General features: G+C 59.8%; 28 protein-coding genes and 2 pseudogenes. 12 read left to right on the forward strand and 18 right to left on the reverse strand.

Going from position 1 to position 25,656, the window contains the following annotated elements:
* Nucleotides 1-110: 110 nt before the first annotated feature.
* Nucleotides 111-479, reverse strand: a complete 369-nt coding sequence (locus E9677_RS18875; protein ID WP_136559569.1) for a VanZ family protein — start codon at nucleotides 477-479, stop codon at nucleotides 111-113.
* A gap of 135 nt (nucleotides 480-614) precedes the next feature.
* Nucleotides 615-929, reverse strand: coding sequence for a helix-turn-helix domain-containing protein (locus tag E9677_RS25945; protein ID WP_136559570.1), 315 nt, complete (start codon nucleotides 927-929; stop codon nucleotides 615-617).
* Between the two features lie 146 nt (nucleotides 930-1,075).
* Here E9677_RS25945 and E9677_RS18885 point away from each other — a divergent pair, with 146 nt between their 5' ends.
* On the forward strand, nucleotides 1,076-1,297 hold the full coding sequence (locus tag E9677_RS18885) for a helix-turn-helix domain-containing protein (protein ID WP_136559571.1): 222 nt from the start codon (nucleotides 1,076-1,078) through the stop codon (nucleotides 1,295-1,297).
* 19 nt (nucleotides 1,298-1,316) lie between these two features.
* On the opposite strand, the gene E9677_RS18890 is transcribed toward E9677_RS18885, so the two are convergent.
* From E9677_RS18890 to E9677_RS18920, 7 genes are all read right to left on the reverse strand, one after another.
* Nucleotides 1,317-2,177 (reverse strand): carbon-nitrogen hydrolase family protein, encoded by an 861-nt coding sequence (locus E9677_RS18890; RefSeq protein ID WP_136559572.1) that lies wholly within the window; start codon nucleotides 2,175-2,177, stop codon nucleotides 1,317-1,319.
* Nucleotides 2,174-2,827 carry an RraA family protein gene (locus E9677_RS18895; protein ID WP_136559573.1) on the reverse strand — a complete coding sequence of 218 codons (654 nt, stop codon included), beginning with the start codon at nucleotides 2,825-2,827 and terminating at the stop codon, nucleotides 2,174-2,176. Before E9677_RS18895 ends, E9677_RS18890 begins: the two co-directional genes overlap by 4 nt.
* A gap of 27 nt (nucleotides 2,828-2,854) precedes the next feature.
* Nucleotides 2,855-3,721 (reverse strand): TauD/TfdA dioxygenase family protein, encoded by an 867-nt coding sequence (locus tag E9677_RS18900; RefSeq protein WP_136559574.1) that lies wholly within the window; start codon nucleotides 3,719-3,721, stop codon nucleotides 2,855-2,857.
* A 143-nt stretch (nucleotides 3,722-3,864) separates the two neighbouring features.
* On the reverse strand, nucleotides 3,865-4,950 hold the full coding sequence (locus tag E9677_RS18905) for an ABC transporter ATP-binding protein (protein WP_136559575.1): 1,086 nt from the start codon (nucleotides 4,948-4,950) through the stop codon (nucleotides 3,865-3,867).
* Nucleotides 4,947-5,750, reverse strand: coding sequence for an ABC transporter permease (locus E9677_RS18910; RefSeq protein WP_136559576.1), 804 nt, complete (start codon nucleotides 5,748-5,750; stop codon nucleotides 4,947-4,949). The genes E9677_RS18905 and E9677_RS18910 overlap by 4 nt, the downstream gene beginning before the upstream one ends.
* Entirely contained in the window at nucleotides 5,747-6,649 is a 903-nt protein-coding gene (locus E9677_RS18915) for an ABC transporter permease (protein ID WP_136559577.1), read from the reverse strand. The genes E9677_RS18910 and E9677_RS18915 overlap by 4 nt, the downstream gene beginning before the upstream one ends.
* Nucleotides 6,650-6,654: 5 nt before the next feature.
* On the reverse strand, nucleotides 6,655-7,656 hold the full coding sequence (locus E9677_RS18920; RefSeq protein ID WP_235883039.1) for an ABC transporter substrate-binding protein: 1,002 nt from the start codon (nucleotides 7,654-7,656) through the stop codon (nucleotides 6,655-6,657).
* A 372-nt stretch (nucleotides 7,657-8,028) separates the two neighbouring features.
* Between E9677_RS18920 and E9677_RS18925 the strand changes: the two genes are divergently transcribed.
* From E9677_RS18925 to E9677_RS18935, 3 genes and pseudogenes are all read left to right on the forward strand, one after another.
* Nucleotides 8,029-8,733, forward strand: coding sequence for a LuxR family transcriptional regulator (locus E9677_RS18925; protein WP_136559579.1), 705 nt, complete (start codon nucleotides 8,029-8,031; stop codon nucleotides 8,731-8,733).
* Nucleotides 8,734-9,018: 285 nt separating this feature from the next.
* Nucleotides 9,019-9,456 carry a hypothetical protein gene (locus E9677_RS25285; RefSeq protein WP_168801275.1) on the forward strand — a complete coding sequence of 146 codons (438 nt, stop codon included), beginning with the start codon at nucleotides 9,019-9,021 and terminating at the stop codon, nucleotides 9,454-9,456.
* A gap of 71 nt (nucleotides 9,457-9,527) precedes the next feature.
* Nucleotides 9,528-10,237, forward strand: a pseudogene (locus tag E9677_RS18935) (undecaprenyl-diphosphate phosphatase).
* A gap of 167 nt (nucleotides 10,238-10,404) precedes the next feature.
* On the opposite strand, the gene E9677_RS25290 reads toward E9677_RS18935, so the two are convergent.
* The 5 genes from E9677_RS25290 to traA form a co-directional block, all read right to left on the reverse strand.
* Nucleotides 10,405-10,548: a hypothetical protein gene (locus E9677_RS25290; protein ID WP_168801276.1), complete on the reverse strand. Its 144-nt coding sequence runs from the start codon at nucleotides 10,546-10,548 to the stop codon at nucleotides 10,405-10,407.
* 158 nt (nucleotides 10,549-10,706) lie between these two features.
* Nucleotides 10,707-11,003: an I78 family peptidase inhibitor gene (locus E9677_RS18940; protein ID WP_136559581.1), complete on the reverse strand. Its 297-nt coding sequence runs from the start codon at nucleotides 11,001-11,003 to the stop codon at nucleotides 10,707-10,709.
* A gap of 673 nt (nucleotides 11,004-11,676) precedes the next feature.
* Complete coding sequence (locus E9677_RS18945) at nucleotides 11,677-12,861, reverse strand: conjugal transfer protein TraB (RefSeq protein ID WP_136559582.1); 1,185 nt, start codon at nucleotides 12,859-12,861, stop codon at nucleotides 11,677-11,679.
* Nucleotides 12,851-13,414 carry a conjugative transfer signal peptidase TraF gene (gene traF / locus E9677_RS18950; protein ID WP_136559583.1) on the reverse strand — a complete coding sequence of 188 codons (564 nt, stop codon included), beginning with the start codon at nucleotides 13,412-13,414 and terminating at the stop codon, nucleotides 12,851-12,853. Before traF ends, E9677_RS18945 begins: the two co-directional genes overlap by 11 nt.
* Nucleotides 13,411-16,749, reverse strand: a complete 3,339-nt coding sequence (gene traA / locus E9677_RS18955; protein WP_136559584.1) for a Ti-type conjugative transfer relaxase TraA — start codon at nucleotides 16,747-16,749, stop codon at nucleotides 13,411-13,413. Before traA ends, traF begins: the two co-directional genes overlap by 4 nt.
* Nucleotides 16,750-17,013: 264 nt before the next feature.
* Here traA and traC point away from each other — a divergent pair, with 264 nt between their 5' ends.
* From traC to traG, 3 genes are read left to right on the forward strand one after another with little or no spacing between them, the layout of a single operon-like run.
* Nucleotides 17,014-17,328, forward strand: a complete 315-nt coding sequence (gene traC / locus E9677_RS18960; protein ID WP_136559585.1) for a conjugal transfer protein TraC — start codon at nucleotides 17,014-17,016, stop codon at nucleotides 17,326-17,328.
* Between the two features lie 4 nt (nucleotides 17,329-17,332).
* Nucleotides 17,333-17,548, forward strand: coding sequence for a type IV conjugative transfer system coupling protein TraD (traD, locus tag E9677_RS18965; protein ID WP_136559586.1), 216 nt, complete (start codon nucleotides 17,333-17,335; stop codon nucleotides 17,546-17,548).
* On the forward strand, nucleotides 17,535-19,490 hold the full coding sequence (traG, locus tag E9677_RS18970) for a Ti-type conjugative transfer system protein TraG (protein WP_136559587.1): 1,956 nt from the start codon (nucleotides 17,535-17,537) through the stop codon (nucleotides 19,488-19,490). Before traD ends, traG begins: the two co-directional genes overlap by 14 nt.
* A gap of 51 nt (nucleotides 19,491-19,541) precedes the next feature.
* On the opposite strand, the gene E9677_RS18975 is transcribed toward traG, so the two are convergent.
* Nucleotides 19,542-19,745: a hypothetical protein gene (locus E9677_RS18975; RefSeq protein WP_136559588.1), complete on the reverse strand. Its 204-nt coding sequence runs from the start codon at nucleotides 19,743-19,745 to the stop codon at nucleotides 19,542-19,544.
* A 168-nt stretch (nucleotides 19,746-19,913) separates the two neighbouring features.
* On the opposite strand from E9677_RS18975, the gene E9677_RS18980 reads away from it, so the two are divergent.
* A complete protein-coding gene (locus E9677_RS18980; protein WP_136559589.1) occupies nucleotides 19,914-20,234 on the forward strand; it encodes a WGR domain-containing protein in 321 nt (106 codons plus the stop codon).
* Nucleotides 20,235-20,555: 321 nt separating this feature from the next.
* Here the strand turns inward: E9677_RS18980 and E9677_RS18985 are convergent, their stop codons facing one another.
* The gene (locus tag E9677_RS18985) at nucleotides 20,556-20,864 is read right to left on the reverse strand and encodes a DUF736 domain-containing protein (protein WP_136559590.1); all 309 of its coding nucleotides are present in this window, start codon (nucleotides 20,862-20,864) and stop codon (nucleotides 20,556-20,558) included.
* Between the two features lie 722 nt (nucleotides 20,865-21,586).
* A complete protein-coding gene (locus tag E9677_RS18990) occupies nucleotides 21,587-21,898 on the reverse strand; it encodes a DUF736 domain-containing protein (RefSeq protein ID WP_136559591.1) in 312 nt (103 codons plus the stop codon).
* A gap of 522 nt (nucleotides 21,899-22,420) precedes the next feature.
* Here E9677_RS18990 and E9677_RS25295 point away from each other — a divergent pair.
* From E9677_RS25295 to E9677_RS19010, 4 genes are all read left to right on the forward strand, one after another.
* Nucleotides 22,421-22,597 (forward strand): hypothetical protein, encoded by a 177-nt coding sequence (locus tag E9677_RS25295; protein ID WP_168801277.1) that lies wholly within the window; start codon nucleotides 22,421-22,423, stop codon nucleotides 22,595-22,597.
* Nucleotides 22,598-23,207: 610 nt separating this feature from the next.
* Nucleotides 23,208-23,579: a CidA/LrgA family protein gene (locus E9677_RS19000; protein WP_136559592.1), complete on the forward strand. Its 372-nt coding sequence runs from the start codon at nucleotides 23,208-23,210 to the stop codon at nucleotides 23,577-23,579.
* Nucleotides 23,576-24,298, forward strand: a complete 723-nt coding sequence (locus E9677_RS19005) for an LrgB family protein (protein ID WP_136559593.1) — start codon at nucleotides 23,576-23,578, stop codon at nucleotides 24,296-24,298. The genes E9677_RS19000 and E9677_RS19005 overlap by 4 nt, the downstream gene beginning before the upstream one ends.
* A 301-nt stretch (nucleotides 24,299-24,599) precedes the next feature.
* Nucleotides 24,600-24,803: a hypothetical protein gene (locus E9677_RS19010; RefSeq protein WP_136559594.1), complete on the forward strand. Its 204-nt coding sequence runs from the start codon at nucleotides 24,600-24,602 to the stop codon at nucleotides 24,801-24,803.
* Between the two features lie 288 nt (nucleotides 24,804-25,091).
* On the opposite strand, the pseudogene E9677_RS19015 reads toward E9677_RS19010, so the two are convergent.
* Nucleotides 25,092-25,535, reverse strand: a pseudogene (locus E9677_RS19015) (helix-turn-helix domain-containing protein); the annotation flags it as partial.
* Nucleotides 25,536-25,656 lie beyond the last annotated feature (121 nt).

Below are 25,656 nucleotides of genomic sequence, written 5' to 3' on the forward strand. Positions count from 1 at the left end.
CTTGAGACGCCAGGTGGGGGCACAGCCGTACAGAGTGCAGAGTTTGCTGAAACATCAAAAAATGGCTGCCCCAGCAATTCAGGAACCTCGAGTTCTCAGACCTAAAAGCACTACTTTCTTGGCTCTCCGGCGCGAGCGCTCTTTCGGAGCCGGAGATTGACCACAAATCCTCCGATGACCCCGACCATCACGCCGAGAGCCTTAATGACTGCGTCATGCATCTGGGGGTGTCGGGTGACAGACGCAAACTGTGTCAGTTCAATCAGGAATGCGGCGAGAAACAAGGCAATGGAAATTGCCAATGCACGCCTGGGATAGGCGATGATGAAGAGGCCGGACATGACGATAAAGGCAAGCGCCCTGTCGAGATCCGTCGTCGTCACAGTCGACGGCCTAGCATCGATCGGTAAGATCGTAACGAAGACAATGAGAGCCAGACCAGTCCATGCAGCGAAACGGGCGAATCTTCGAATATTCATCAATCCATGATAGCAATGAGGAGATGGGCCGCAAGGCTGGGCGCCAGTGGGAGCGAAAAAGTGGACAGGGATCAGGATCGAATCGATTACGGACCCACGCAGTTCAAGCTGTCATGCCATAGAGAGGCAAGGCTGTCATGCATTCGGCGTCAGTGTCGGTACACAACGCGGCCCCATGGGGTCGACATCCTGTTGATCGGGCAGAACAAGGCAACCGGCTCCATAGATTGAAGCGCGTGCGAGAAGGATGTCAGGTTCGATGGAAAGCGCCTGGCAGATAAGCGCGAAGCGTCTCTTGGGAATCGGCCTCGACCCTGTCTCGTAGCGTGCGAGGTCACAGGGCTCGATACCAGCCAATGCCTTGATTGAACGCGGGCTGAGGCCCAGAGCCACCCGGCGCCTTCGCAGTAGATCAGCAACCGCACAATCGAGCGATGTCACTCTGCGCATCTGGGCAGACCTTCCCTTTCCACGGTGAAATCCTCGGCCCACCTCGGATCGGCGCCAGGATATCTAAACAGCTTGAGCACCGGCCACGCCGCCATTACATACTATAGTTGATAAACTTCGCCGGACCAGCCTGCCATCAGACAGGCATGGACATGCGCAAACTGGTCGGCAGAAACCTTGCGCGCCTGCGTCGGGAAAAGGGCCTGACGCAGGAAGAACTCGCCTTGCGCTCTGGCTTCAGCCAGCAATATCTGAGCGGCCTGGAAAACGGCCGGCGCAACCCGACCATCGTGACCATCCATGAGCTTGCCATGACGCTGGGCGTCAGCCATCTCGACCTTCTGGCGATCGACAAGGACAGCCGCTGAAGCCAGCGTCCAATCTGCCTTACCTCCCACCTATCTCGGCTATCAGGATCGGCATGTCCTTGATATCCCGGCGATGCTCACGCATCGGGATCATGCTGTGCACCTCTTTGACGAGCGACTTGTCGAGCATGGCCTCCAGCACGCAGATCTCGTCACCAGCCATGGCCAGAATTCGCCCCCAGGGATCGGCGACCAACGAATGCCCGAACATGAAACGGCGCTCGCCATCGGGCGCTTCGTAAGAGCCACACTGACCGCAAGCGACGAAGAAGCACTGGAATTCGATGGCCCGGGCACGGCACAGGACTTCCCAGTGGTCCCGGCCGGTCTGCTGCGTGAAGGCGGCCGGTAAGATCACGACATCCACGTCAAGACTTGCCAGCCGGTCGAACAGCCGGGAGAAACGCAGATCATAGCAAATGGCACATCCAATCCGGAAGCCTGCGATGTCGTAGACAAAGAGGCCATCTCCGGGTGCAACGGTGGCTGACTCTGCATAACGTTTGCCGTCCGGTGCTGTGATATCGAAGAGATGAATCTTGCTGTAGCGACCGATCTCGGCTCCGGATGCGTCGAAGACAACTGTGGTATTGAAGATCCTCTCATCACCGAGGCGGCGCTCGAGCAGGCTGCCGGCATGGATCGCCACTCCGGCGTCCCTGGCAAATTTGCGCAAAACTTCGTAGGCCTCGCCACCGGGGACACAATCGGCGGCCCGCCGCTTGTCGTCAGGCGTTCCGCCCGTCCAGTCGAAATGCTCCGGCAGCACCAGGAGGTCTGGTTTCCCTTGCGCGCAGGCCTTCTCCATCAGAAGAAGAGCCTGGGCGAGATTCGCAGCACGGTCGGGCTGCGAACTCATCTGGATCATTGAGATATTCATGTGTTCTTCTCGCGATCGAAATCAAAGATGGAGCGCCCCTCGGCAAGATGGGAGCGCAGAAGAACCGAGCGCTTCTGCCGCTCGATGGCGAGGCGGGCAAGCGCCCCCATGCGGTCCCGATCGGCGACGAAGACCCCCTCCGGATCGGCAAGAACTGCATATCCGGGAAGCACGGCCGCAGCCCCACAGGCAACCGGCACATTGATCGACCCACCGACAGCGATCTGCCGATTGCTCGTGCGCGAAGATCGGCCACGGCACCAGACGGGCAGGCCGACAGCCATGATCTCGTCGAGATCGGTCGCCGGCCCATCAATGACAATGCCGGCCGCCCCCCGCGCCCGGGCGGCGAGCGCCACACCGCCACCGACACAGGCGATATCGTCCCGATCCACTCTGGAGATGACGATGATGTCACCCGGCTGCAGGAGATCGATTGCCTTGTAGATGACCGTTCCGTCCCGCCCGGGGGCAGCGACCGTCAGCGCCTGGCCCGCAACCCGCGCCGGATAGATGGGCAGGATGGCATCGCCGACAAAGCCGACATGCTCGACATGACCGATGGTTGCGGTTTCGGTCTGCGAGAACAGGTCGAGGAGCTCCCTCGAGAGAGGCGGGTGGCAAGGCGCCACATGATAGTCGATGCTCATGATTGAATCCTGCTCTCGCATGCCATTTCAGACCGGGCGCTCGCCTGACGTCGTGGTCCGGTGCATGATTCTGATCGTGGTGGGATCGAAACCGTCGCGGCGATGCATGGTGCAACGATTGTCCCACATCATGATGTCGCCCTCTTCCCAGGTCTGAACGAAGATATCGGCCATACCCGTTGTGTGATCCCAAAGCTCCTTGAGCAGGCTGAGGCTCTCGTCCATCGGCATGCCGACGATCCAAGCGCCTTCGATCGTGCCACCAAGATAAAGCGCCTGGCGGCCGGTTTCGCCATGCATGCGCACCAGCGGATGCACCACACCGTCCCATTCCCGGAAATCAGTCGTTTTCGGTTCCGTCTTGTTGAGCCGCAGCTTGCCGGTCTTGTCATAGACGTTCTGGAAGAAGATCTGTCGGCCGGTAATGGCCTTCTTCAGCGCCTCGGGCAGGCTCTCGTAGGCGAGATAGGTCGACAGGAAGTAAGTGTCCCCACCTGACGGTGGCACCTGGACGGCCCTCAGGATGGCACCCGCCGGCGGGCGCTCGTAGAACCAGGTATCGGTGTGCCAGGTTGCCTCGCTGTTGCCGAGCGCGCCGCTTGGCTTGCCATCCTTCATCTGGTTGGAAATCACCAGGATCTCCGGATGGGTCGGATGGCCGCCCTCCTGCAGCTGCTTGGGATGGATGACGAAGTCCCCGAAATGCTTCGAGAAACGCACCTGGTCCGCATCGCTGATTTGGGTCCGCTTGAACCGCAGCACGCCGAACTGGAGCCACAGCCTGCGCAATTCCGCGATGTCGCGGTCGTCATAGTCATGAAAGTCGAAACCCTCGATTTCGGCGCAGACATTGGTGGAATTCTGCGTGGCGTGGATCTTGTCCTTGAGCATCATAATCAGTCTCCTCGAGATTGATCCGGTGGCGTCGATATCACCGGTTACGGCTATTGCCGTCGACCAAAGCCTAGGCCGGGTGACGGCTGGCTCTCCAATAGCGATCGGGCCCGATTGATAGCCGAGCCCGATCGCTGGGCGTCTCAATGGCTGAGAAGCGTTACGTCCTCTGCGGCCACGAAGACTCGGCATTCCTCGCCAATGGCCGGCAGCAACCCAGACTGCGAGGAGGGGATGACGACGGAGAGCGAAAGTTCGGGCGCAATCTCGATGGACAAATCGAGCTGGGCACCGAGATTGACGATCCGCCTGAGCGTGCCTGTGAGCCTGTTCCCCCCCGCCGATGCTGTCTCGGCGTCTCCAGTGATGCGAAGGCTCTCCGGTCGAATGCACAGGAAACGAGGCGCATCCGCGACAGGCCGATCTGACGAGGTCAGCCTCAAACCTGACGATCCGAGCAATATCTCCGTCCCGTCTGCAGAGGACCGGAAGGAAGACACAGGGATCAGGTTCGAACGCCCGATGAAATTGGCGACGAAACTGGACTGCGGGTGCCTGTAGATGTCTGCGGGCCGGCCAGCTTGAGCAATCTCACCCTGCCACATCACGACGATCCGGTCTGACATGGCCATGGCCTCTTCTTGGTCATGGGTCACATAGATGAAGGTCATGCCAAGTGCGGCCTGAATCTCCTTGAGTTCGATGCGCATGGCCTCACGAAGCTTGAGATCGAGATTGGACAAAGGCTCATCGAGCAGAAGTACGGATGGGCGCGGTGCGATAGCCCTCGCCAGCGCCACACGCTGTTGCTGGCCGCCGGAAAGCTCCCGAGGATAGCGATCGGCAAAGCCTGAAAGATGTACGCTTTCAAGCGCCTCCACGATCCGACCCTCCATCTCGGCGCGCGGCACCTTGCGCATCTTCAGCCCGAAGCCGACATTCTCGGCCACTGTCATATGCGGGAAGAGGGCATAGTTTTGGAAGACGAGCCCGATATTCCGGTTTTCCGGTGACACCCGAACCTGGCTCCTGCCGCGGATCCTAATGTCGCCCGCGGAGGGAGCGGCAAAGCCGGCAATCATGTTGAGCGTGGTTGTCTTGCCGCAACCGGAGGGCCCGAGAATGCTGACAAATTCGCCCGGCGGCACGGCAAGGCTCATGTTCCGGACGACGGGCACGACGCCATAGGACTTGGTGACGGATTGCAGTTCGATATCGAGAGTACTCATTTGCTTCCCCCGTGGAGTTGAGCGGAAAAGCCGCCGATTTTTTCGAAGATGAAGATCGCCGCGAGGATGAAGATCATCGACGCGACATTGACGGCCGCCATCACGGGATCGAGGCTGTATTCGAGATGGTTGATCACTTTGATCGGCAGTGTGGTGTCGCCCGGACGGACGAGAAACACCGAAAGCGGGATATTGTTGAAGGAGATGATGAAGGCGAAGGTAACGCCGGACAGAAGACCTGGCTTGATCAGCGGCAGGAGGACGAAACGGAGCCGATCGAGCCTGCCGGCGCCCAGGATCTGCGCCGCCTGGTCCAGGCCCCGGTCGAAATTCGCAATCGAGCCGGCCACCATGCGCGTGACGAAGGGAAGCGTCAGCACGACATGGGCTGCAATCAGCGCCTCGGTCCCGAGATACTGCTGCAGGCCGAGCTGCGAGATGAAGAGGACGATTGCCACCCCCTTGACGATCTGCGGCACCGAAAGCGGCGACAGGAGGAAGGACATGACCATGTCGCTCCTTGGGAACCGCTCGAAGACGATGGCATAAGCCGCAAAGAGACCGGCGATCCCGCTGATGACACTGACGATCACGGCAATCCTGACGCTCAGCCAGAAAGGTTCGAGCCAACGCGGATCGAAGAGATCGGCGTACCAGCGAAGCGTCCAGAGCCGTGGGTCGAGCGTGACCTCCGAGGTCGGGCTGAAGGAAGCGGCAAGCACGACAAGGATCGGCATGGTGATGAAGACGAGGACACCGCCCAGCGAAGCCCAAAACAAAAAGCTGGAAATCCTGTTCATGATCCATGACCTCCGCGGCCAATCAACCGAATTCGTCGACGCGCCTCGAAGCGGATGCCGAGATAAGAAACCACGAGCATCATCAGGAAGAGGACATTGGCCATGACGGCGGCAAAGGACCAGTTGACATAGAAGAGCACCTGCTCGGCGATCATGGTCGCCAGAACCTTGAAGCCGGCGCCGCCGAGAAGGGCAGGGGTGGCATAGGCGCTGGCCGCCATGGTGAAGGAGATCATCAGTGAGCTGACGATGCCAGGCACCGATAGCGGCAGAACCACGTGGCGCATGACGCTTGCCCTGTTGGCACCGAGAACCTGAGCGGCCCGCTCCAGGTTGGGATCGATGCCTTGAATGCTGGTCATCAGCGAAAGGATGCCGAACGGGAGAACCACATGGGTCAGCCCCACCACCACGGCAAACATGTTCTTTGAAAGGGGCAAGGGCGAAGAAATCAGGCCGAGATGCAGAAGCGCATCATTGATGAAGCCGCGATCCTCCAGGATGATCAGCCAGCCATAGGTGCGAAGCACGACACCCGCGAGCTCCGGCGCGAGGGCCAGTGCAAAGACAATCGCACGCGTCCGCCCCCTGGCCCTAGCCAGATAGTAGGCAACTGGATAGCCGAGCACGGTCACGGCTATCGCGACACAGAGCGACATCGAAACAGTCCGCATGATCCCGGGAAGCGAAAGCCCATCGGTAAAGAAACGATGATAACTCGCAAGCGATGGCAGCCCTGATGCTGGATCAGAAAAACTGAGGCCGATCATCATGCCCATCGGGAGCGCAAAGAAGACGAGGAGCATCAGCACGGAGGGCGAGAGCGCAACGTAAAGATGCGCCTGCCCCGCTGCCTGCAAGCGCGTCGCGGGCAGGACAAGAGAAACAGTGTTTGCCATCAGAGTTACCTCGCCGCCGGAACGACGTCGCGATCCCAGCGCTCAGACCATACAGGCATGCGCTCGGCCATCAGAGCGAGGTCCGGCAACAACAGGGTATCAAGTTCGACCTCCGGGATCTGGCGATCGCGAAGCTCTTCGGGCACGACAATATCGGTCCGAGCACTACCAACGCGGTAACCTTCGACCCAGGCTTCCTGGCTGGATTTCCTCAGGAAGAAATCGATGAAGCGAAAGGCCGCCTCTTTGTTTTCAGCACCAACGGGCACGCTCAGCGTGGCAATCAGAGGAATAGTGCCTTCCCGGGGCCGGACATAATCGACAGGAGCGCCGGAATCGACAAGCAGCTGCGCGCGTCCATTCCAGAATGGCATGGCCCAGACGGATCCATCCTTGATGTAGCTTTCGAGAATGGCGGACGACTGCTCGAAGCCGATCGACTGCCGCGCAATACCGGCCATGGCGGCAAAACCCGGATCGAGGTCATCCACCAATCCGCCGCCATTCATGACGGACATGACCTGAAGGAGATTGACCGCCATGACATTCTGGAAGGTCGGCAGGATCACGCGACCGGAAAGGCCCGGATCCAGTAACAGATTCCAGGACGAAGGCACCCCCTCGACATGATCGGTCCGATAGAGAAGCGACATATACTGCACTTCATGCACGGCGCCACAGGGCCCGGCCACGCCAGAAAGACGCGGAGAAAGTGCAGAAAGCTCACCAATCAAATCGAGAGGCAGCTTTACCAGCAGGCCTTCCTGACAGCCCTGCAAGGCCTGGGCGGCGGTCATCACCACGATGTCAAAACCAGGCCGGCCGCCCGTGGCCTTGATCTTCGCATAATCCTGCGACGACGAGCCCACCGCATCATAGATCACCTCAATTCCGGTCTCTGCCTCGAACGGCTCGATGATCCGCTCGCGGATGATATCCTCGTAAGGACCGCCGTAGCTGTTTAAAATCAGCTGATCAGCCAAAACCCTATCAGCTGTTCCGGCCATACCGGCAATACCAATCAACGGCAAAAGGCTGACGATCAGACGTCGCATGCTCATGGCAATTTCTCGCTCTCTTCTGGTTGTTCCCAGCGAGAACGTGCCGCCATAACGGCGGGGGGTCTAATAGCTATGACGTACAATTGATAGTTGCCGGTGCCAGGGACGACAGATCACGGAGAGCGTCACGATGAGAGCGCTGCATCCAACTGACCGAAAAGAACCGTTGGGGAGATGCACTAGGCTCCTAGCAGGTTTGCAAGCTCTCTGCCTCTCGCATCAAGGCGAAGGTGATGAGAGACTGTCCCGAAGAAAGCCTACCTGCGCCTTTCAATCACGCGCATCCGTCAGGTGCTGGCGGAGGAAGGAGATCCGCGAATGACCGTCCAGTTCCGAACCCTTCTCGACATGGTGGACACGGCAGTTACCCGAAGCGCCATCTCCCGGGCCATGAAGTCGTTTGCCCTGCGAAACGGCTTCACACACCATGCCTTTCTCGAACTACATGGAGGTGAGGCTCGATACTTCGGCGACTATCCTGAGAAGTGGGAACGTCTGTATCTTGCCGAGCGCTTCTTCCGCCTCGATCCTGTTGTCGCTCAAGCAAGGCGCAGCAGTGGAACCTTCTTCTGGTCTGCGCCGGGCTGGCTTTCCACCCCAGGCGGGCCGCTGAAACGCTTTGCAGCAAATGCGATCGAGCACGGTGTCGCGCATGGACTGACAATCTCCGCCAGAGCAAGCTTCGACAGACAGCTCCTGCTAAGTTTTGCAAGCGCAAGGGGCGACTTCCGCCTGCCGAAACAACAGGATTTGAGCGATGCGGTGCCGGTCCTGATGGCGCTTTCCTATCGACTGAGCCATATCGGCGGGCATTCGAAAAGTGCAGGCAAGGCACGCTTGTCCTCAGGCGAACTCTTGTGCCTTACATGGGCCGCCAAAGGCAAAACAGGGGTGGAGATCGGCCTGCTCACCCACCTTTCGACGCGAACGGTTCAGCACTATCTCGATTCGGCGAGAGTAAAGCTCGGGGCGGCGACCGTGCCGCATCTCGTCGCCATTTCCAAGGACATCAAACTGATATGAAGTGGAACTCGTTTGCGTCTAGTGTCCGGAGCACTTCGAGATCGGTCGCCAGCCCGACGATATGCCGGTCATCCATCAATTTACTGAAGATAGCGCCCTCTTCGGACCTCCATCCCGACCCATTAGCCAGTATTCGTGAGGTAAGCCAGTCATGGCCTGATCCGGTCGGACAGTAAGGAGGAGGAAAGGGTAAGGGCAGCGATAGGCGCCAATACGGAGCTTGACCTCGGCAAAATGAGAACATAATGAGAACAAATTCTACTGTTCACACCGACAGAGGCAAACATGCTTATGCAAGAAGACCCACTTCAGGTCCTCGATCTTCGCCTGGGCATCGCCCTTGCCTGTCTGCGAAGGGCTACGGTACGCAGCTTTGCCGGATGTGGGCGCAGCCGTCGTCGCGATCTCCACTTAGTACCAGAGATGGCAAAAGAAATTGCCAGCAGCCTAAGCCTCATGCTGCTCTTCAGCCGCCAAGGCATCCCGGTCATCCAGAGCCGCGTCATTCGCCATATCGAAAGCGCGCTGCACGACATTCCGGATGCCGTGGCAAGTAACTGGGCCGGAATTGACTCCACCGCACGCGAGGAGGCCCTGCATGACATCGTGCGGAACATGGCGAGCAGGCTTTCTGAGCGTTACACTCTGACACTTCAGACACGGCCGGTCATCGTGCCTTCGGCGAATGTCTGGTGCGGGGCGATAAAGGACGAGGCGGACTGAAGCAGCTGACGAGGGATTACTGGACTGAAACGCCAGTTAAGAGGGCATTACCCAAGATCGTCAGCTCGCTCATGCTTGGCCTGACGGAGTTCGTGCCGGTGTCCTCCACCGCGCATGTGCTGCTGGCCGGCAATTCCTCGGCTTCGAATCGCCGGGCAACACCTTTGCCGTTCTGATCCAGCTGGGCGCGATCCTGGCGATCCTCAGTGTCTATTTCGCCAAGCTGCTTGGCATTGCGCTCTCGCTGCCGACCAGCGCTGAAGCCGACGCTTTGTTGGCGCGGTTCTTTTGGGTTTTCTGCCGGCGGCCGTGATCGGCTTTCTCGCGCATGCTTTCATCAAGACCGTTCTCTTTGAAACGCCGATTGCTGATCTGCGTTGTCCTGATCTTGGTTGGCTTCGTCCTTCTCTGGATCGATCGCCTGCCGCTGAAGCCCCGGTATCACGACGTCACCGAATATCCGCTGTCACTCGCCTTGAAAATCGGGTTTTGCCAATGCGTGGCGATGATCCCTGGCACGTCGCGCTCGGGCGCCACGATCGTCGGGGCGTTGCTGCTCGGCGCCGACAAGCGTTCGGCGGCGGAGTTTTCCTTCTTCCTCGCCATGCCGCCCATGCTCGGCGCATTCACACTGGATCTCTACAAGAACCGCAATGCGATCACGGCAGACGACGGCCTGATCATCGCGATCGGCTTCGTGGCCGCCTTCGTCTCGGCGCTCTTCGTGGTGCGGGGGCTTTTGAATTTTGTTCCGAAACGGGGCTACGCGCCCTTCGCCTGACGGCGGATCGCCGTCAGTCTGGCTGGCACATCGGACTTACCATCTCCGGCTGAAGCCAGCATATGTTGAGAGCGCCTGCCAAATGGCAGGCGTGGCGTACTTCTTCGTCAGGGTACCGCCGGCGCCATCAAGCAGTGATTTTGCGTCTAGTTCGCAGCCAGAGCGGTTCAGTAGTGACTATCCTCAGAGCTCGGCACGAGCTTGAAGATGGCCATGATGACTACGACGAGCAGGCTGACACCAGCAAAGGCCAGAGCGGTGCTCGCCGAACCGACAAGGTCCAACTCGGGACGCTCCCGTCTTTCGCTCAAGCTATTGTCATTACCCGGCAGTCTCTGGACATTGCTCTCGATAATATCGAGTAAGGCCTGGTCTGAAGGATTACCGCGGGCCCGCCTCGACAGCCTCCAGAGCAGGCCATGTTGCGGATCTGATGCACGGCCTGTTTAAGCCACTCCGATCTGCAGGCTCAGCCGCACCGGGCAGCAACAACCCGCCCGGACGACGGATCGGTCTCGATTGTCACGCGATCCGCTCGGTAATCCTGCGTCACCATCTGACCGGGTTCGATCTGGCGAACGCTCGTGGAATTCGTCACCCGCATCGCCTCGGCATCTGTCGGTTTGGCCTGGCCCACAAGGCTTCGAGCGGCGTCTTCATTGCATGATCCGACCGGGGACGTCTGGACGGGATCGGCTTTGCACGCGGACAGCGCCGAGCAGAAAGACAGGACGAAGACGGCAGTGAGTTTGCGTGAATCGAACATGAAATGAAACCTCCGGGAACACTCTCATAGAGAGCCGAGAAGAGGCTTTTTCGTGTCTGCCTCCTCGATGCGCGAGAAATCGACCTCCCGGTAATCGCGCGGCAAACACCGTCCGCCCCCTCGTCGAAGCTCAACATCCGGCCACCGTCCGATCAAGGCATGGGGTTCAGCTCAGCAGGCCTGAGCGCGATGCCCGGCACGCAAAGTCTTCCAGCAGGCAAGGGGACATGCCAAGGACGCGGTGAAGACCGTCTGGGATAAAGCCTGAGCACATGAAAAAGGCCCGCTGCGGGGAGGAGTGCAGCGAGCCTTTTATGATTGTTGAGCACTGGCTGGGAGGAGGATTGCCAGTACCCATGACCGGACACTCTAGGGAGGAGACTCTGTCCGATATTGCGAATCACGCGGGAGAAGGTGCGCTCATCAGCAATTGGACATATACCTACCTTTCCTGAAATCTCAAAGCGATATTGCTGCAGCGCACCATTGCGCCGATCGCATACCAGGATCGAGCCGAAGGGAAGCGGAAGGCGAGGGCGGGACCAAGACCGGTTACCTAGCCGGCAACGGGTGCCGGGAGGTCGCAATTGCGGCAGCGGGCTTCTCGCAAATGACGATGCAGGAGGGCGAAGCACAGGACGCATTCCGTCATCGGCCCTGGATAGAAATCAAATCACCTGTTGAAGGACAGGACGAGCGGCTTGTCGAAGAGGCGAGCCCAGGCCTCGGCACTTGCCCGCTGAATGTCCAGGATGGATGTTTCCTCCGTCCACCAGCCGTTTCCCACCGCAATCACCAGATCGATATCATGCAGCATGGATTGCAGCACTGGCCAGACGATCAGTTGCTCATAGCAAATCAGCACGGCGACATCGCGATCTCCAATTCGGACGACCGGATTTGCAAAGACATGTGCCCTTGCACCACCGCCGTCCCCGAACAGTCCTTTCCACGGTTGCCACATCGATCCGGGCACAGGCATGCGCTGGCGATAGACGACATCATTGGTCTCCGGCGAGATCAGAGCGAGTACATTGTCATAGCCCTCAGGGGTGATGCGAGCTGCACCCGCAACAACCGTGATCCCGAAACCGGCAAGTTCCCTCTGCCAGAGACGAACCAGGCCCGGTGTCCAGAAACCCAGTGCAGTTTCAGGCAGAACAACGATCATGTCGGCCGCAGGATCCCGGGCATCGTCGCGAACATTGTCGCGAACCAGGGCAATCAGGTCCCTTTGGTGCTCGAGGCTTGCGTCGCGTCCAAGGCCCGCGCCCATCTGAAGATCGACACCCTGAAAGCCTTCAGCCACTCTCGGCCCCGTCCAATGAATGGCCGACCAGAGCCAGAAACCCGCAGTGATGACTGCGATTATGCGCCAGGATCGCGTCGTCATAAGCGCAAGGATCGTTCCCATCGCAAGCAACCCCCACCAGCCCCCACCCGGAAACAGAACACCGGCCGCGGTGACGGGATGGGCCCAGCCCGTAATGCCGAATGGGGGCACCGCCATGAGAATGCAGGCAACCAGAAACCGAAACGGCTTTCGCCATCCGACCGTGTCCGTCCACGAAGCCGCATGCACGATGACAAAGGCGGATGAGGCAATGAGCCAGAGCAACAGGCCCGGCCAGATGTCAAAAGCGTAGTAATTCGCGACACCCTGGGGCAGACCCCGGGACGCGGCCAGGAAATAGACCGCCGAAACGACGCCTGCCTGTCTGCGCGTCCGCGCCCATGACCAGATAAGCGGATAGAGGGCGGCGGTGGGAAGTGCCAGCACATGACCGCTCCACGCGATCCAGCCTATGCTGGCCGAGAGCACGGGCGACACGAAGACACGGACGCGGTCAGGGCTCACGGGTCCAGACCTCCTGTGCCAAACCGAGGATGTTCGTCGTCGCGACAGGCCCGAAATATCGGGAATCGAACGAGCCGGGAAAATCCGAATGCAGATAGACCGCACTCGGCGGGACGAGACCGCCGACATGAGGTGAAAGCGGCCGACCCTCGCCGTCAAATTCCATGAGCCTGGAATGGGGCAACACCTCCCCATCGATCCGGACAAACTCGGCAATGGAGATAAACTGCCCGGATGTGGCCGACACCGTCTTTATCAGTGGCGCCACCCCACCCACACAAAGCCCCCGTCGAAGATAGCCGCGCCTCAACCCCTCTTGCAGGGCACCGGAGAGGGGAGGACAAATGAAAACCCGATCGCCCTTTCGGGCCGGTCGCTCGATTGCCTCGATCCTCCAGATGCCAAGCGCCGCACTGGGCGTCAGATTGAGCCGAAAGCCCCAATATCCGCCCGCGACGACGACCATGGTCAGGACCACGGACCCGATGAGCAGTCCGCCGATACGGCGCCGGCGCTTCTCGTAGCGTGCACGGATTTCCGACCGGGGCGTCATTTGAGGGAAAACCCCTTGGATTGTCTCTGCCGCAGCGCCTCAGATGCCTTCAGCGACTTTGTGCTGCGCTCATGGGCACTGAATTGTTGCACGGTCCGCATGACGTCCCAGGCCTTTTCCATCTCTTGTCTCTGGGTGGCATTCATGCCGGACGTGACACGCTGAAAGACCTCCCCATTGGCTCGGGACGCTGCAAGCGGCAGGAAGGTTCTTTCTCCGAACCGTTCTGCCACGGCCTTGGCAAGATCATCGAGTTCCGCCTTCACGCGGTCATCCAGGACGGACTGTTCGAGCACGGATGTAAACGCGTTGCGATCGACTGCGCGGCTGAGTCGCTCCAGCACCGCAAGCGCTTGGGCGGAGGGTGACGGGATCTCGCACGCGGCCTGTTTTCGGGTTGCAAGCTCCAGGTTGCGATATCGCTCTTCGGCCTCCGCGCGCAGGCGCGTATAATCGCGCAGACTACCGGCAAGGGCCGCGACATTCCTGACGGCCAAATCGCGGTCGGACCGGTGAGTGCGGCTGGCAAGCATGCCGGTCTTGCCTTTGAGAAGGCCAAAGGCTTCAGGCTCGCTGGCAATCCTTGCAATGGTCCGTTCTGCCTGCCCCCGATCGCGCAGCATCGCATCGACGTCCATTGCACGGAACGCTGCTTCCGGCTGGGCATAGACAAGGTGAAAACGCAAGGAGACGTCCTGCCACTGCCTGACGACAACCAGATCAGCAAGGAGCCTTTCTTCAACCGCCTGGCCGACCGATCTGGCATGCAGGGTCACGCCAGACACCAAGGGGCTTTCCACCATGGAAGCGGCCACCATGGGTTTTGCCTCCACGCCTGCATCAGACACGGATTTTCGCGCAGTCATGATGCGGTGGATCCTCGTGCCTGTTGCAAGAAGCCGACCGGCAAGCGCGTTCAACTTCTCGCGCTGGCGAACCGTCCATTCGAGACGATCACGAGCCATGGTTCGAGCCACGTTGATAAGGTGGAGACCGCGCGCCTCGGCGAAACGCAGTGCTGCGCCATAGAAGCGACCGCCCGCATAATCGAGCGTCGTTTCCTTGGTGTTGCGTCGCGAAAGGATCCCGACCAACCCACCGGCCTTGGCGAAGGATCGGCGACCATAATAGATGCCGAGATCCTCTCTATGGCGTGTCATCGCCACATAGGTCAGATGACGATCGAGCGAGAGCGAGGCCAGCACCTTGACGCGATCGACCGTGGCGCCCTGGGCCTTGTGCACGGTCGTTGCATAGCCATGATCGAGATTGTTGTAGAAGCGCTCCTCGACCGACACCCGACGGCGGTGCTCGCTGTCTCCGACCTCAACGACAAGACGACCGGCTGAGGCTTCAACGACCTTTCCCAGCATGCCATTCCTGACACCGATCGACCCCTCGTTCTTCAGAAAGACGATCTGGTCGCCGGCTGCGAAATCCCGACGTCCCTCGGCCGTCCGGAAGGCGAAACCGATGTCGATCACGCCGCGTGCAATCAGCCGTTCGCGAGCCAACCTGTTCAGGAGACCGACATCCCGTCGCAGATGTGCCAGGATCAACATGGACTTTGCCGGATCGTAGTCACGGTCCCAGTCGCCGATCAGACCGAGGATCGCATCCCCCTTGAGCTCGGCACCGATCAGCTTGCCCTTCGCCTCATAGGCTTCCACCGCGCGTGCCGTATACCCACGCGCAAGATCGAGCGAGGCGTCGCGCATCCATTGCTCGCGCTGACGATAGATCGTCTCGAGCTCGGCATAGCCGATCCGCTCCGCTATCGCCCGGAAAGCCGTACCTGCCTCGATCGGCTGGAGCTGTTCGGGGTCGCCGACCAGAACGAGCTTGGCACCGGCCTGGACGATCGCCTCGACAAAGAACGCCATCTGCCGCGACGACACCATTCCAGCCTCGTCGAGGACGAAGATACTCCGAGCATCGAGCGGGTCACGGCCGACTGCCCATGCATGTTCCCAAGACGACAGCGTGCGCGAAGAAATGCCGGCTTCCTTTTCCAGGCCCTCCGCCGCCTTGCCGGCAAGGGCTGCACCGACAACGCGGTAACCGGCCGCCTCCCATGCCTCCCGGGCCGCCTTCATCATCGTCGTCTTGCCAGCGCCGGCGCGGCCGATCACGGCTGCAATCCGCTCGTTTCCCGCAACATGGGATATGGCCGTTTTCTGCTCGTCAGACAGACGATCATGACGGACAAAGACCCTCTCGAGCACCTGCTGCTTGATGCCATGTGACTCACGCCTGGAAAGCCAGTTTGCGCGATTGGCCATCTCGGCTTCGAGCCGGATGAGCTCCCGCGTCGTGTATTTTGCCAGCGTCCTGGTCCCCGTCACGAAGTCGAGACGCTCGCGATCGAGCCGCAACACTTCAGGGCTTTGCAGGATGCGCGCCATCAGGCTCTGAAACTGGCCGGCATCGTCGATATGGCGGTGGAGAATGCGGGCCACATCCCGGGCGTCGAAGACGCTTCTTTCCCGGCAGATCATGTCGAGCACGATCAGAGGATTGCGCTTCAGCCGCTCGCTGTTTTCAAGGCGTAGCTCCTCCTGACGCGCAAGCTGATCGAGCGGAGCCTTCTCCCGCGCGACCCTGGCTTTCCGCTCGATCGCCTTTGTCCCGACACCGAGATGAATTGTCGGAGCAAGCTCGATCCCCTGTTTTTCAAAGGAACGGCCATCAACGCTGAGATCGATACCGGCACGTGCCAGATGATGGTTCTGGCAGGCGAACCAGCCATCGCGGAAGGCGTTGAAATCCTCGCGCCCGCCGGCCCAGATCTCATAAACGATTCTGCCGCTGTCATTGCGCAAGGCACGCCCATCAGGTCCGGCGACCACCACCTTCTTCTGACCGAACCCGTCTTCGGTCAACGGCCGCAAGGTGGTCATCAGATGGATATGCGGATTGCCCGGCACATCGTGATAGACCCAGTCCGCCACCATGCCGCGCGCCGTGATCTGCTGGGCGACGAAATCCCGCACGAGCTTGATGTTTTGGCTTGTCGAAAGCTCGATCGGCAAGGCGATGGTCACGTCCCTTGCAAGCTGGGCATCCGACCGCTTCTCGATGCTTTCGACCTTATTCCAGAAGGCTTCCGATGCGCTCGACACTGGTCGGTCGGCGAGCATGACGCGCAGCCAATCCGGCGCATCCTGGGGGATGACGAACTCCTCATGGGCCAGCCCCTGTTTGCGCGTGTAGTCGACCAGACGACCTTCCCGCTCAAAGGTCATCCTGGCGCAGTGACGGTAGGCCGCCGACATCACGGCGCTGCCCCCTTTGCCGCGGCCGAGAATGTTGACCGAGAAATGCGGGACTGCCATCGCGCTCCAGATCTCCTTTCGTGAACACATCGCCTGGCCTTTAAAGGCGCGCCGCTCAGGCTCGCCACCGGGCAAGGCCCGAAGCAGAACGTCGCGTCAGCGACGTATAATTGCGCCCTTGGACGCCGCTCCTTCGGATCGGCCGGGATCATCACCCGCATCTGCCTCTGCGGGTATTGCAGGATTAACCCTAGTGCGAAGCACGCACTTCCCTGCAATCCTTTCACCCACGAGACCATGATGCAGCCAGGGAGACGACGGCGCATGAAGAAGACCTCCAGCAGAATCCGGGAAGAAATCGCAAAGCTTCAGGATGTCCTGAAAGCTGCCGAAACACGCGAAGCCGAACGCATAGGCCGGATCGCACTCAAGGCCGGGCTCGGCGAAATCGAAATCGAAGACAGCGCCTTGCTGGCCGCCTTCGAGGACCTGACTAACCGGTTTCGAACGGACCCTGCAACACGCAAACACGGCTCGGTTGATACACGATCGCGCAGCTCAAAACCCAGCGAGGGCGCGCAGCCAGAGGCCGCGTCGATCTCACCTGGCACGGCTCAAGGCAGAACTGGCGAGGCTTGATCGCATGGCCAGAACCGCAACCAATGACGCCCGCAAACAGGACACGCGCGAAAAGATTGCGCTCGGCGGCCTCATCGTAAAAGCCGGCCTGCGTTATGAAAAACGCGCCGTGCTTCTGGGTGCCCTGATCGAACTTGCCCAAAGGCTGAAGGTGGACGAAGAAGAACGGAAACGCTTGAGAACACGCGGTGCGGAGGCCTTCGCTCATGACGGCGACTAGAGCCTTCTGTGTCATGGCACCAGGCCTTGCCATGGTCGCGGCCATGCTTCTTCTGGACGGGGCCCACCACGACCTCCAGAGTTTTGGAGCGACGTCCGACGCAAGAGGCGCACTCGCCCGGATCGGCATTGCGATACCCGCCCTCACGGCCGCAGGGCTCGGCATCATCCTGCTCTTCGCATCAGCGGGCTCAAGACAGATCCAGTCTCTTGCATGGGGTGTGCTCTTGGGAACTGTCCCGGCGATTTCCATAGCAGGCGTTCGGGAGCTGAGGCGTCTTTCGGCTCTTGCCGAAGAAGAAGCACCTGGCGCACGCATTCTCGCTCTTGTCGACCCTGCAAGCCTGGTCGGTGCAACCACACTGATGATGACAGGTTGTTTTGCGCTGAGGGTCGCACTTATCGGCAATGCGGCTTTTGGCACAGGGGCACCGCGACGGATCTCGGGGCGTCGCGCCCTGCATGGGGAGGCCGACTGGATGGGAATGACTGCGGCAGCCGAGCTCTTTGGTAAAGCAGGCGGTATCGTCATCGGTGAGGCCTACCGGGTCGACCGGGACCACCACGCAAGCCATGGGTTCCGGGCTGATGACGAGGCGAGCTGGGGACAAGGGGGCAGGGCGCCCCTTCTGTGTTTTGATGGCTCATTCGGTTCATCGCACGGGATCGCCTTTGCCGGGTCGGGCGGGTTCAAAACGACCTCTGTCGTGATCCCGACGGCACTCAGATGGGGCGGAACGCTTGTTGTACTCGATCCGTCTGGAGACGTCGCGGCCCGGGCGCTCGACTACAGGAATGAGATCGGTCGACAAACCGTGGTTCTGGATCCACGCCACCCCGAAACAGGCTTCAACGCGCTGGACTGGATTGGAAGGTTCGGCAACACCAAGGAAGAAGACATCGCCTCGGTCGCCTCCTGGATCATGAGCGATAACGGGCGGGCAACGGGCGTGCGCGACGACTTTTTTCGCTCGACAGGACTGCAGCTCCTGACGGCGATGATTGCCGATGTCTGCCTCTCTGGCCGAACACTGGAAGAGAACCAGACGCTGCGAACCGTGCGCGCCAATCTCGCAGAGCCGGAGGAAGAACTGCGCGAGCGCCTGCAGGACATCTACGACAATTCCGCCTCCAAATTCGTCAGGGAGAATGTCGCCGCCTTCGTCAACATGACGCCGGAAACCTTCTCCGGTGTCTATGCCAATGCGATCAAGGAAACCCATTGGCTGTCCTACGAGAACTATGCAGCCCTCGTCTCAGGCTCGGCATTTTCCACTGACGAGGTCGCGTCCGGCAAGAAGGATGTCTTCATCAATATCGACCTGAAGACGCTGGAGACCCATTCGGGCCTGGCGCGGGTCATCATCGGCTCTTTTCTCAACGCAATCTACAATCGCGAAGGCAAGCTGAACTCTCGTGCGCTCTTCCTGCTCGACGAGGTGGCGAGGCTCGGCTACATGCGCGTTCTCGAGACGGCAAGGGATGCGGGTCGCAAATACGGCATAACGCTCCTGATGATCTATCAGTCGATCGGCCAGTTGCGCGAAACATATGGCGGGCGCGATGCATCGAGCAAATGGTTCGAGAGTTCAAGCTGGATTTCGTTTGCCGCCATCAACGATCCGGAGACCGCGGAATACATATCCCGTCGCTGTGGCATGACCACGGTGGAGATCGACCAGGTGAGCAGGAGTTTTCAGGCCCGGGGAAGTTCTCGTACGCGGTCAAAGCAGCTCACCGCGCGACCGCTGATCCTCCCGCATGAAGTGCTCCTCATGCGTGCCGACGAGCAAATCGTCTTCACCGCCGGCAATCCGCCGCTCAAATGTGGGCGGGCGATCTGGTTCCGAAGGCAGGATATGAGACACTGCGTTGACGCGCGATCGAGGTGCGTGGAACTGCAAGGTCAGGCGGGGCAGCAGCAACCGCCGGATCTGCGTTAGCCCAGACTACGAAGCCTGCCGGGGTAACGATGCGCCTGCAAAGGAGCGTGCTCACTCACCGGCCATGAAGAAGAGTTCCTGACGGGAGCGGAAACCGGACTTGTAGAGGCCAACGAGAACCGAGGCCAGGGCCGAGCCTTCCTCACTCTTCGTCTCTATCTGTCGATCGCGACAAAGCTCCACCATGACCTCGTGCAAGAAATGCAGATCCTCCGGGCCGATCGCCTCGTCATCATCAAAATACGGTGTCAGCATTCTGTCCCCACATAGTCGCCATACCCACATTTCGAAAGACGATGATGGATTGGAACGAGAACCGAGCTTGTCATTGCCTCACCACCCATCAGGATCTTGAATCGGTCCCGCCCGATCGATTCAAAACTCTCGTTGGACCTCGCTACCGGATCGATTGATCATCAAGGCATGATCACACAGCCCTATAAAATTTATTGTGAACGCCACGAACCTGATCGAAACATGGCCCGCTATTATACGATGGAGATCGCGCCAGACCTCTTCGGACAGACCTGTCTGATCCGCAGCTGGGGACGGATCGGAAAGCGCGGACAGCAGAAACATCACCAGTTCGCGCAGGAAGGAGAGGCGGTTCGGCTTTTTCTCGATATCCTTCGCAAGAAGCGCAGACGCGGCTATCAGCCGCCGCCGCCAAACTTGAAAGACAGCCTCGGTCCAACCAGGATTGAACAGGCAAGCCCATCGATTGAGACAGGCCCATCCGCCTAATCAGTCAAACGATGCCGGGAAGCAGCCGAGATGACAGCCATAAAGCATCAAAGGGGGCCGCAAGCGGCCCCTTCCTATTTTCCGATATCTGTCGAGAACCTCGAAACATCAGTCGTGCAAGACAGTCTTGGAGTTATTGTCGTCGAAGAGGACGAGTTGACAGTCAAAGCCTGGCATTTCCGTAGTTTATTCAAACTTATCGAAAAACACCGGGCGGCTACCGCCATTGGACGAGGCCGGAGGCAGGTGTGACACGTGAGCTAAGTCCAAAGTACACGCCGGACGGAAAGCCCCGCCCTTTGCGGGCGGGGCTTCCAAAGCTCAGTCGCGGTCCGAACGGGACCAGATGAGCTGATGGCCATCTCCGCCCTCTACCTCGGTCAAGGTTGCGTAGATCGGGGCCGGAAAGCTCGGATCGTCGAGCTTGACTGAGAGGTAGTCGCGTCCGTCACCGGAAGTCTTCAGCCAGGCGGCCCCAAATTCGACGCTGCCGGCATAGACGCGAAACTGCGGGCCCTTCTCGGAGGGGTTTGCCACTCGGGCAATCCGCGCCTTGACGTTGATGGCGAGGGTGCGGATGGAGCCCGCGAAACCCGTGTCGTTGGGGGTGAAAGTACCGATGGTTGCCATTGTCCTGTTCCTTTTCTTCGAGGTTTCGGGCCGCGCCAATCGCGGCCTCGATGGCAGTCGAAAAGACCGGGGACGATCAGACCGCACCCGACCGGTGTCCCCATCGCGCATCTGCGATGGGGAGGTCATTGGGCCGCAACGGAGTGGAGGACGGCAAGTGACAGATTTGTCGAAGGGTGTGGAGAGGCAGCCTCGGGGTCGACAAATCTGTCACTTGACGTTGCGGGAGCTAGATCAAGGCGAAGCCGGCCCTGGTCAGACATGCCGCATCGAGCCCGCAAGGGAGCGGCCTAAACCGAAAACGAGACAGCGCGGCTATTCCATAAGGTCCGTGAGGGCCGGGCAGGCGGAATTCCACTAGAAGGATCGAGCCAGCCGCGGGTACCCGGTCATTCTGGCCTCGGAATGCGCTTACCCTCATCTTTTGGAGCCGATGGAGCCTGGATTAATTTGGCGCGTTTCGCGACGTCGTTAAATCGGGGCAATAGGCATATGATCTCGGAGTTCCTGGCTGGCTACAAGGCCAGATCGCCGAGCAGGAAAGCGATAATACTTTGTAGGCACCGGGCACGCTTTCAGAATGCCTGATGGTGGCACAGCTGCTGCGCCCGGTCACAAGTTCTCTCTCGATACGCAAGAGAAATGATGGAGGGCTCAGTGTTGGTCTTCACCAACCTTGCGTGAAATGGGAAGCCCCGCCTTGTCGGCGGGGCCAGGCGATTTCAGTCGCGGTTCGGTCGGGACCAGATCAACTGGTAGCCACGCTCACCTTCGACCTCCGTGAGCGTCGCATAGATCGGAGACGGGAAGCTGGGGTCATCGAGCTTGACCGAGAGGTAGTCGCGGTCGGTCTCGGCGGAGCGCTTCTGCCAGGCCGCACCAAGTTCAACGGAACCGGCGAAGATGCGAAACTGGGGGCCCTTGTCCGAGGGGTTCTCGATCCGGGCGATGCGCGCCTTGACGTTGAGGGCGAGGGTGCGGATCGATCCGGTGAAGCCGTTTTCGGTAGAGGTGAAAGTGCCGATGGTAGCCATTGTCCTATTCCTTTTCGCTTGATCGGGTCGCTCCATTGCGGCCTCGATGGCAGTCGAAAAGACCGGGGACGATCGGACCGCACCCAGCCGGGGTCCCCGTCGCGGTCGCGCGGGCGGGGTGGCGATCGGGCCGAAACAACGTGAAGGGCGGCGCCTGAGACAGTTTCTTGCCCCGCGAGGAATGGCGATGATCCGGGGGCCCCGCTCGACCGGTCGAGTGGGGTGGGTTTCGCCAGGGGATGAAAATGTCAAAAGCGCCGTTGCGGCAGAACGATCGAGGCGAAGCCGCTCTCCTGTCAGACCTGCCCCATCGAGCCCGTGAATGGAGCACCGCTGATGCGGTGGGATAGGATTGGGTGCCTGCGCATGCGTCACATCTGCGATGGGCTGCCGCCGATCCGGCAGCACATTCCTAGAATATGCACAGGGCACACATTGCCCTTGGGGCCCTTGGCCAGTGCCTGCTTGCTCGAAGCCAATCTCGCGATAAAACTGACCAGAGATTCGTCGCCTGGAGAAAATATGCGTCAGCAGACAAAGCCGTTCACCGTTGAGATCAAGCAATCACGGAAGCCGAAATCCGGCAACGAAAAGCCGTCGATCTGGGGAAAGCTCGATTTGAGCATTGCAGAAGACACCAATGTCTCTGCAATCCAGCCTATGGCGTCCGCCCCCTCTGATCGGGGCGATCGGCTCTGAACAGCCTGCGCATACATGCCTTCATGCGCCTCTTTGCATCTGCCCGGCCACTGGCTGCAGTCCATGCAGGACGTTGGACGCGCGTTGCGTATCAGGTACGGGCTGGAAGATCGCCCGCGTGTCCCAGCCGCAACGGCGAGCCAGGACGCAACCACCAATCTCGGCAATCCTTTCTCCCGGGGCGATTGGATGAGAATTGGTTGCAGCCTTGGCCATGTCCCCCCATTCGAACCCGGAGCAGTTACGGTCCCAGCCGGTCTGCAGCCGGGCAGGGCGATCGCAGCCGGGCGCCGAACGGCGACGAATGCAGCCCTCAAACGGCCGACCACTGTGCAGACCGCAGCAGAACCGAAGGGCCGACCGGCATGGGCTCACTCGCACATCATCCAAGGAAGTGACCCCGACCAGGCCTACAATTTGAAGCCATGTGTTTGTACTTCTGTTCGCAAGTGGCCAGGCGGTGCCTCACCGATGGTCCTGAGGGTTCACAGGGGCACTGGCTCCAATGCGGGACAAAGGTTCTGGCCTTGAAGTTGAGCTGCGGTTGACGATCGCTGCGCAGACCATAAGGTCTTGCCTGTGGCATTGATCAGCATGATCGGAGAACCTCATGCTTCGCGGGCTTGCGCTGTTATTGCTGTTTCAACTGGCCGGCGAGAGCATCGTCTTCCTGACTGGCCTCAAGATTCCGGGGCCCGTGATCGGCCTGGTTTTGCTGGCGGTCGCTCTGCCACTGATCGCACGGTTTCGCGCGGACCATATCGTTGCGGAAGTCGAGAGGGCTTCCGATACGCTTCTGGGCAATCTGGGGCTGTTTTTCATCCCGGCCGGCGTTGGGGTTGTCGCGCTCAGCGGTGTCATCGGTACGCATGGGACAGCAATCTTCGCAGTCCTGGTGATATCGGCGCTGGTGACGCTCGCCGTCACAGTGTGGGTGTTCATCGCGGTCAGGCGTCTGATCGCAGCGAGACCTTCCCCATGAACAGATCCCCGATTGATCTGTGGGTCTACCTTTCGGCGTCACCGCTCCTGTGGCTAACGCTCACACTCCTTGTCTGGATTGCAGCGCAAGGGGTTTCGCGGCTACTGGGACGCCATCCGCTCGCCAACCCCGTCCTCATGTCTATCCTGGCAATCTCGGCCTGCATGTTCGCAGCGGAGATCCCCTATGAGCGGTTCTTTGCCGGTGCCCAGTTCATTCATTTCCTTCTGGGACCTGCGACTGTCGCCATCGCCGTTCCGCTTTACCGGCAATGGGGCGAGGTGAGACCGCTCCTCCTGCCGATATCGGTCGCGCTTTTGATAGGGTCATTCGTGGCGGTGGCGTCCGTCCTGGCCCTTGGGCTGCTGGCAGGCCTTCCCCGCGACATCCTTCTGTCCTTTCTTCCGAAATCGGCAACAGCCGGTGTGGCCATGGCCATCTCACAGTCACTGGGGGGTGACCCCTCCCTGACGGCTGTTCTGGTGATTGTGACAGGCATTGCAGGGGCGTTGATCGTGACACCCTTCATGAATGTGATGCGGATCGATGACTATGCCGCCCGTGGATTTGCAGTGGGGCTGACCTCCCATGGGATCGGAACCGCACGCGCCTATGACGTCAATCCAACAGCCGGGCTCTTTGCCGGCATCGCGATGGCCTTGAACGCAGTTGCGACATCGCTCATGAGCCCGATCGCAGCCGCCTGGCTGGGCGGCTAGCCGGGAGGCCAGCATACTGGGTTCACCATGGCATCGACACCCAGGCCGAAGTTGACTGTGACGGAAAGACCGAGCCGGAACGGTCCAGAACAGAAAAAAGGGCGCTCGACCTTTCGGGAGCGCCCTTTCCTGTTCCCCGACGACGCCAAACGCCACGACCAGGGTCGCCAGCAGGGCGTCGCATCAACGGGAGGTGGACGTCATATGTTGTTGATGGGGCAAGATTTCAAGTCGCGGCGACGACGATCTCCTGATAGCCGTCGCCGCCATGCTTGGAGACCGAGACCGAGGCCGATTCCAGATGAGCACCGATCCCGAAACACGTAGAAGCATTGCGCAACGTGCACTCGATCGCTCAGTCATGCGTGGCATATCGCTCAAGGACGACGAAGCCTTCATGGCACTGCTGGAGCAGTGGATTGCCGGTGAGATTCCGATGCGTGTGATGCGCGAGCGCTACTTCAACGCTGTCGCACAAAAGATATGTGACATCGCTGACCGCTAGGCTCCAGACGCGTGATCGAAGGCGGTCCAGCCATCAAAACGCGCGCATCAGAGACAGGCAAAAAAAAGGGCCGCCGGTCGAGACCGCGGCCCATAAATTTTGAAGGTCAAAACCTCCAGAGGGGAACAGCTGATGCGACGGAACTGGGAGGAAGCCGCCACAAGCATCAACTTCAGGCACAATGCCTGAATTTTGACCAGTTGGAAAACATTTCTTGTGCAAGGCAGCCATGCGTCTTGCGCTGCTCTCGATCGGGCAGGATCGGGTTCCGAACCGGCAATCATGCTCGTCGATCTGAACCAGCTCACCAAAGCAATCGCGCCGACCACGAGGCTGGAAAACACGCTTCTTGCGTTCACGACGCGAGATCCAGATACCCGCCTCGGTCATCCATTGCCGCAACGTCTCCTTGGCGACAGAAATCCGATGCAGCTCGATCAGCTTCTCGCGCGCCAGCGTCGGCCCAAAATCAAGATACGGTTCGCGGATCAGGTCCAGTGCCGCATTGCGGAACTCCTCACTATGGCGCCGATTACTCGGCCGTGATCGCTTCTTTGACACCAGACCGGCTGCACCATCAAGGTCATAGGCCTGCAGCAGCCGATGGACCTGACTTCGACTGAGATCGAGCTGCTCGGCAGCCTGTACGACGCTCAGGCGGTCGTCACGGATCTTCTGAATGACTTCGAGGCGATGCACTTCTTTCCGCGACATGGTGATCAAAAAGGACATGACGACTCCAACCGCTCATGGTCTCGACCAAGCTCGAAGTCGCCATCCTTGCTCCCGACGTTGGTATTGACCAGTGCATCAAGAGGCGAGGCTGTCGCATTACTAAATAGCCTCTACACGG

This window comes from Peteryoungia rhizophila, from assembly GCF_004912145.1.
In the GTDB taxonomy this organism is placed as follows: Bacteria; Pseudomonadota; Alphaproteobacteria; order Rhizobiales; family Rhizobiaceae; genus Allorhizobium; species Allorhizobium rhizophilum.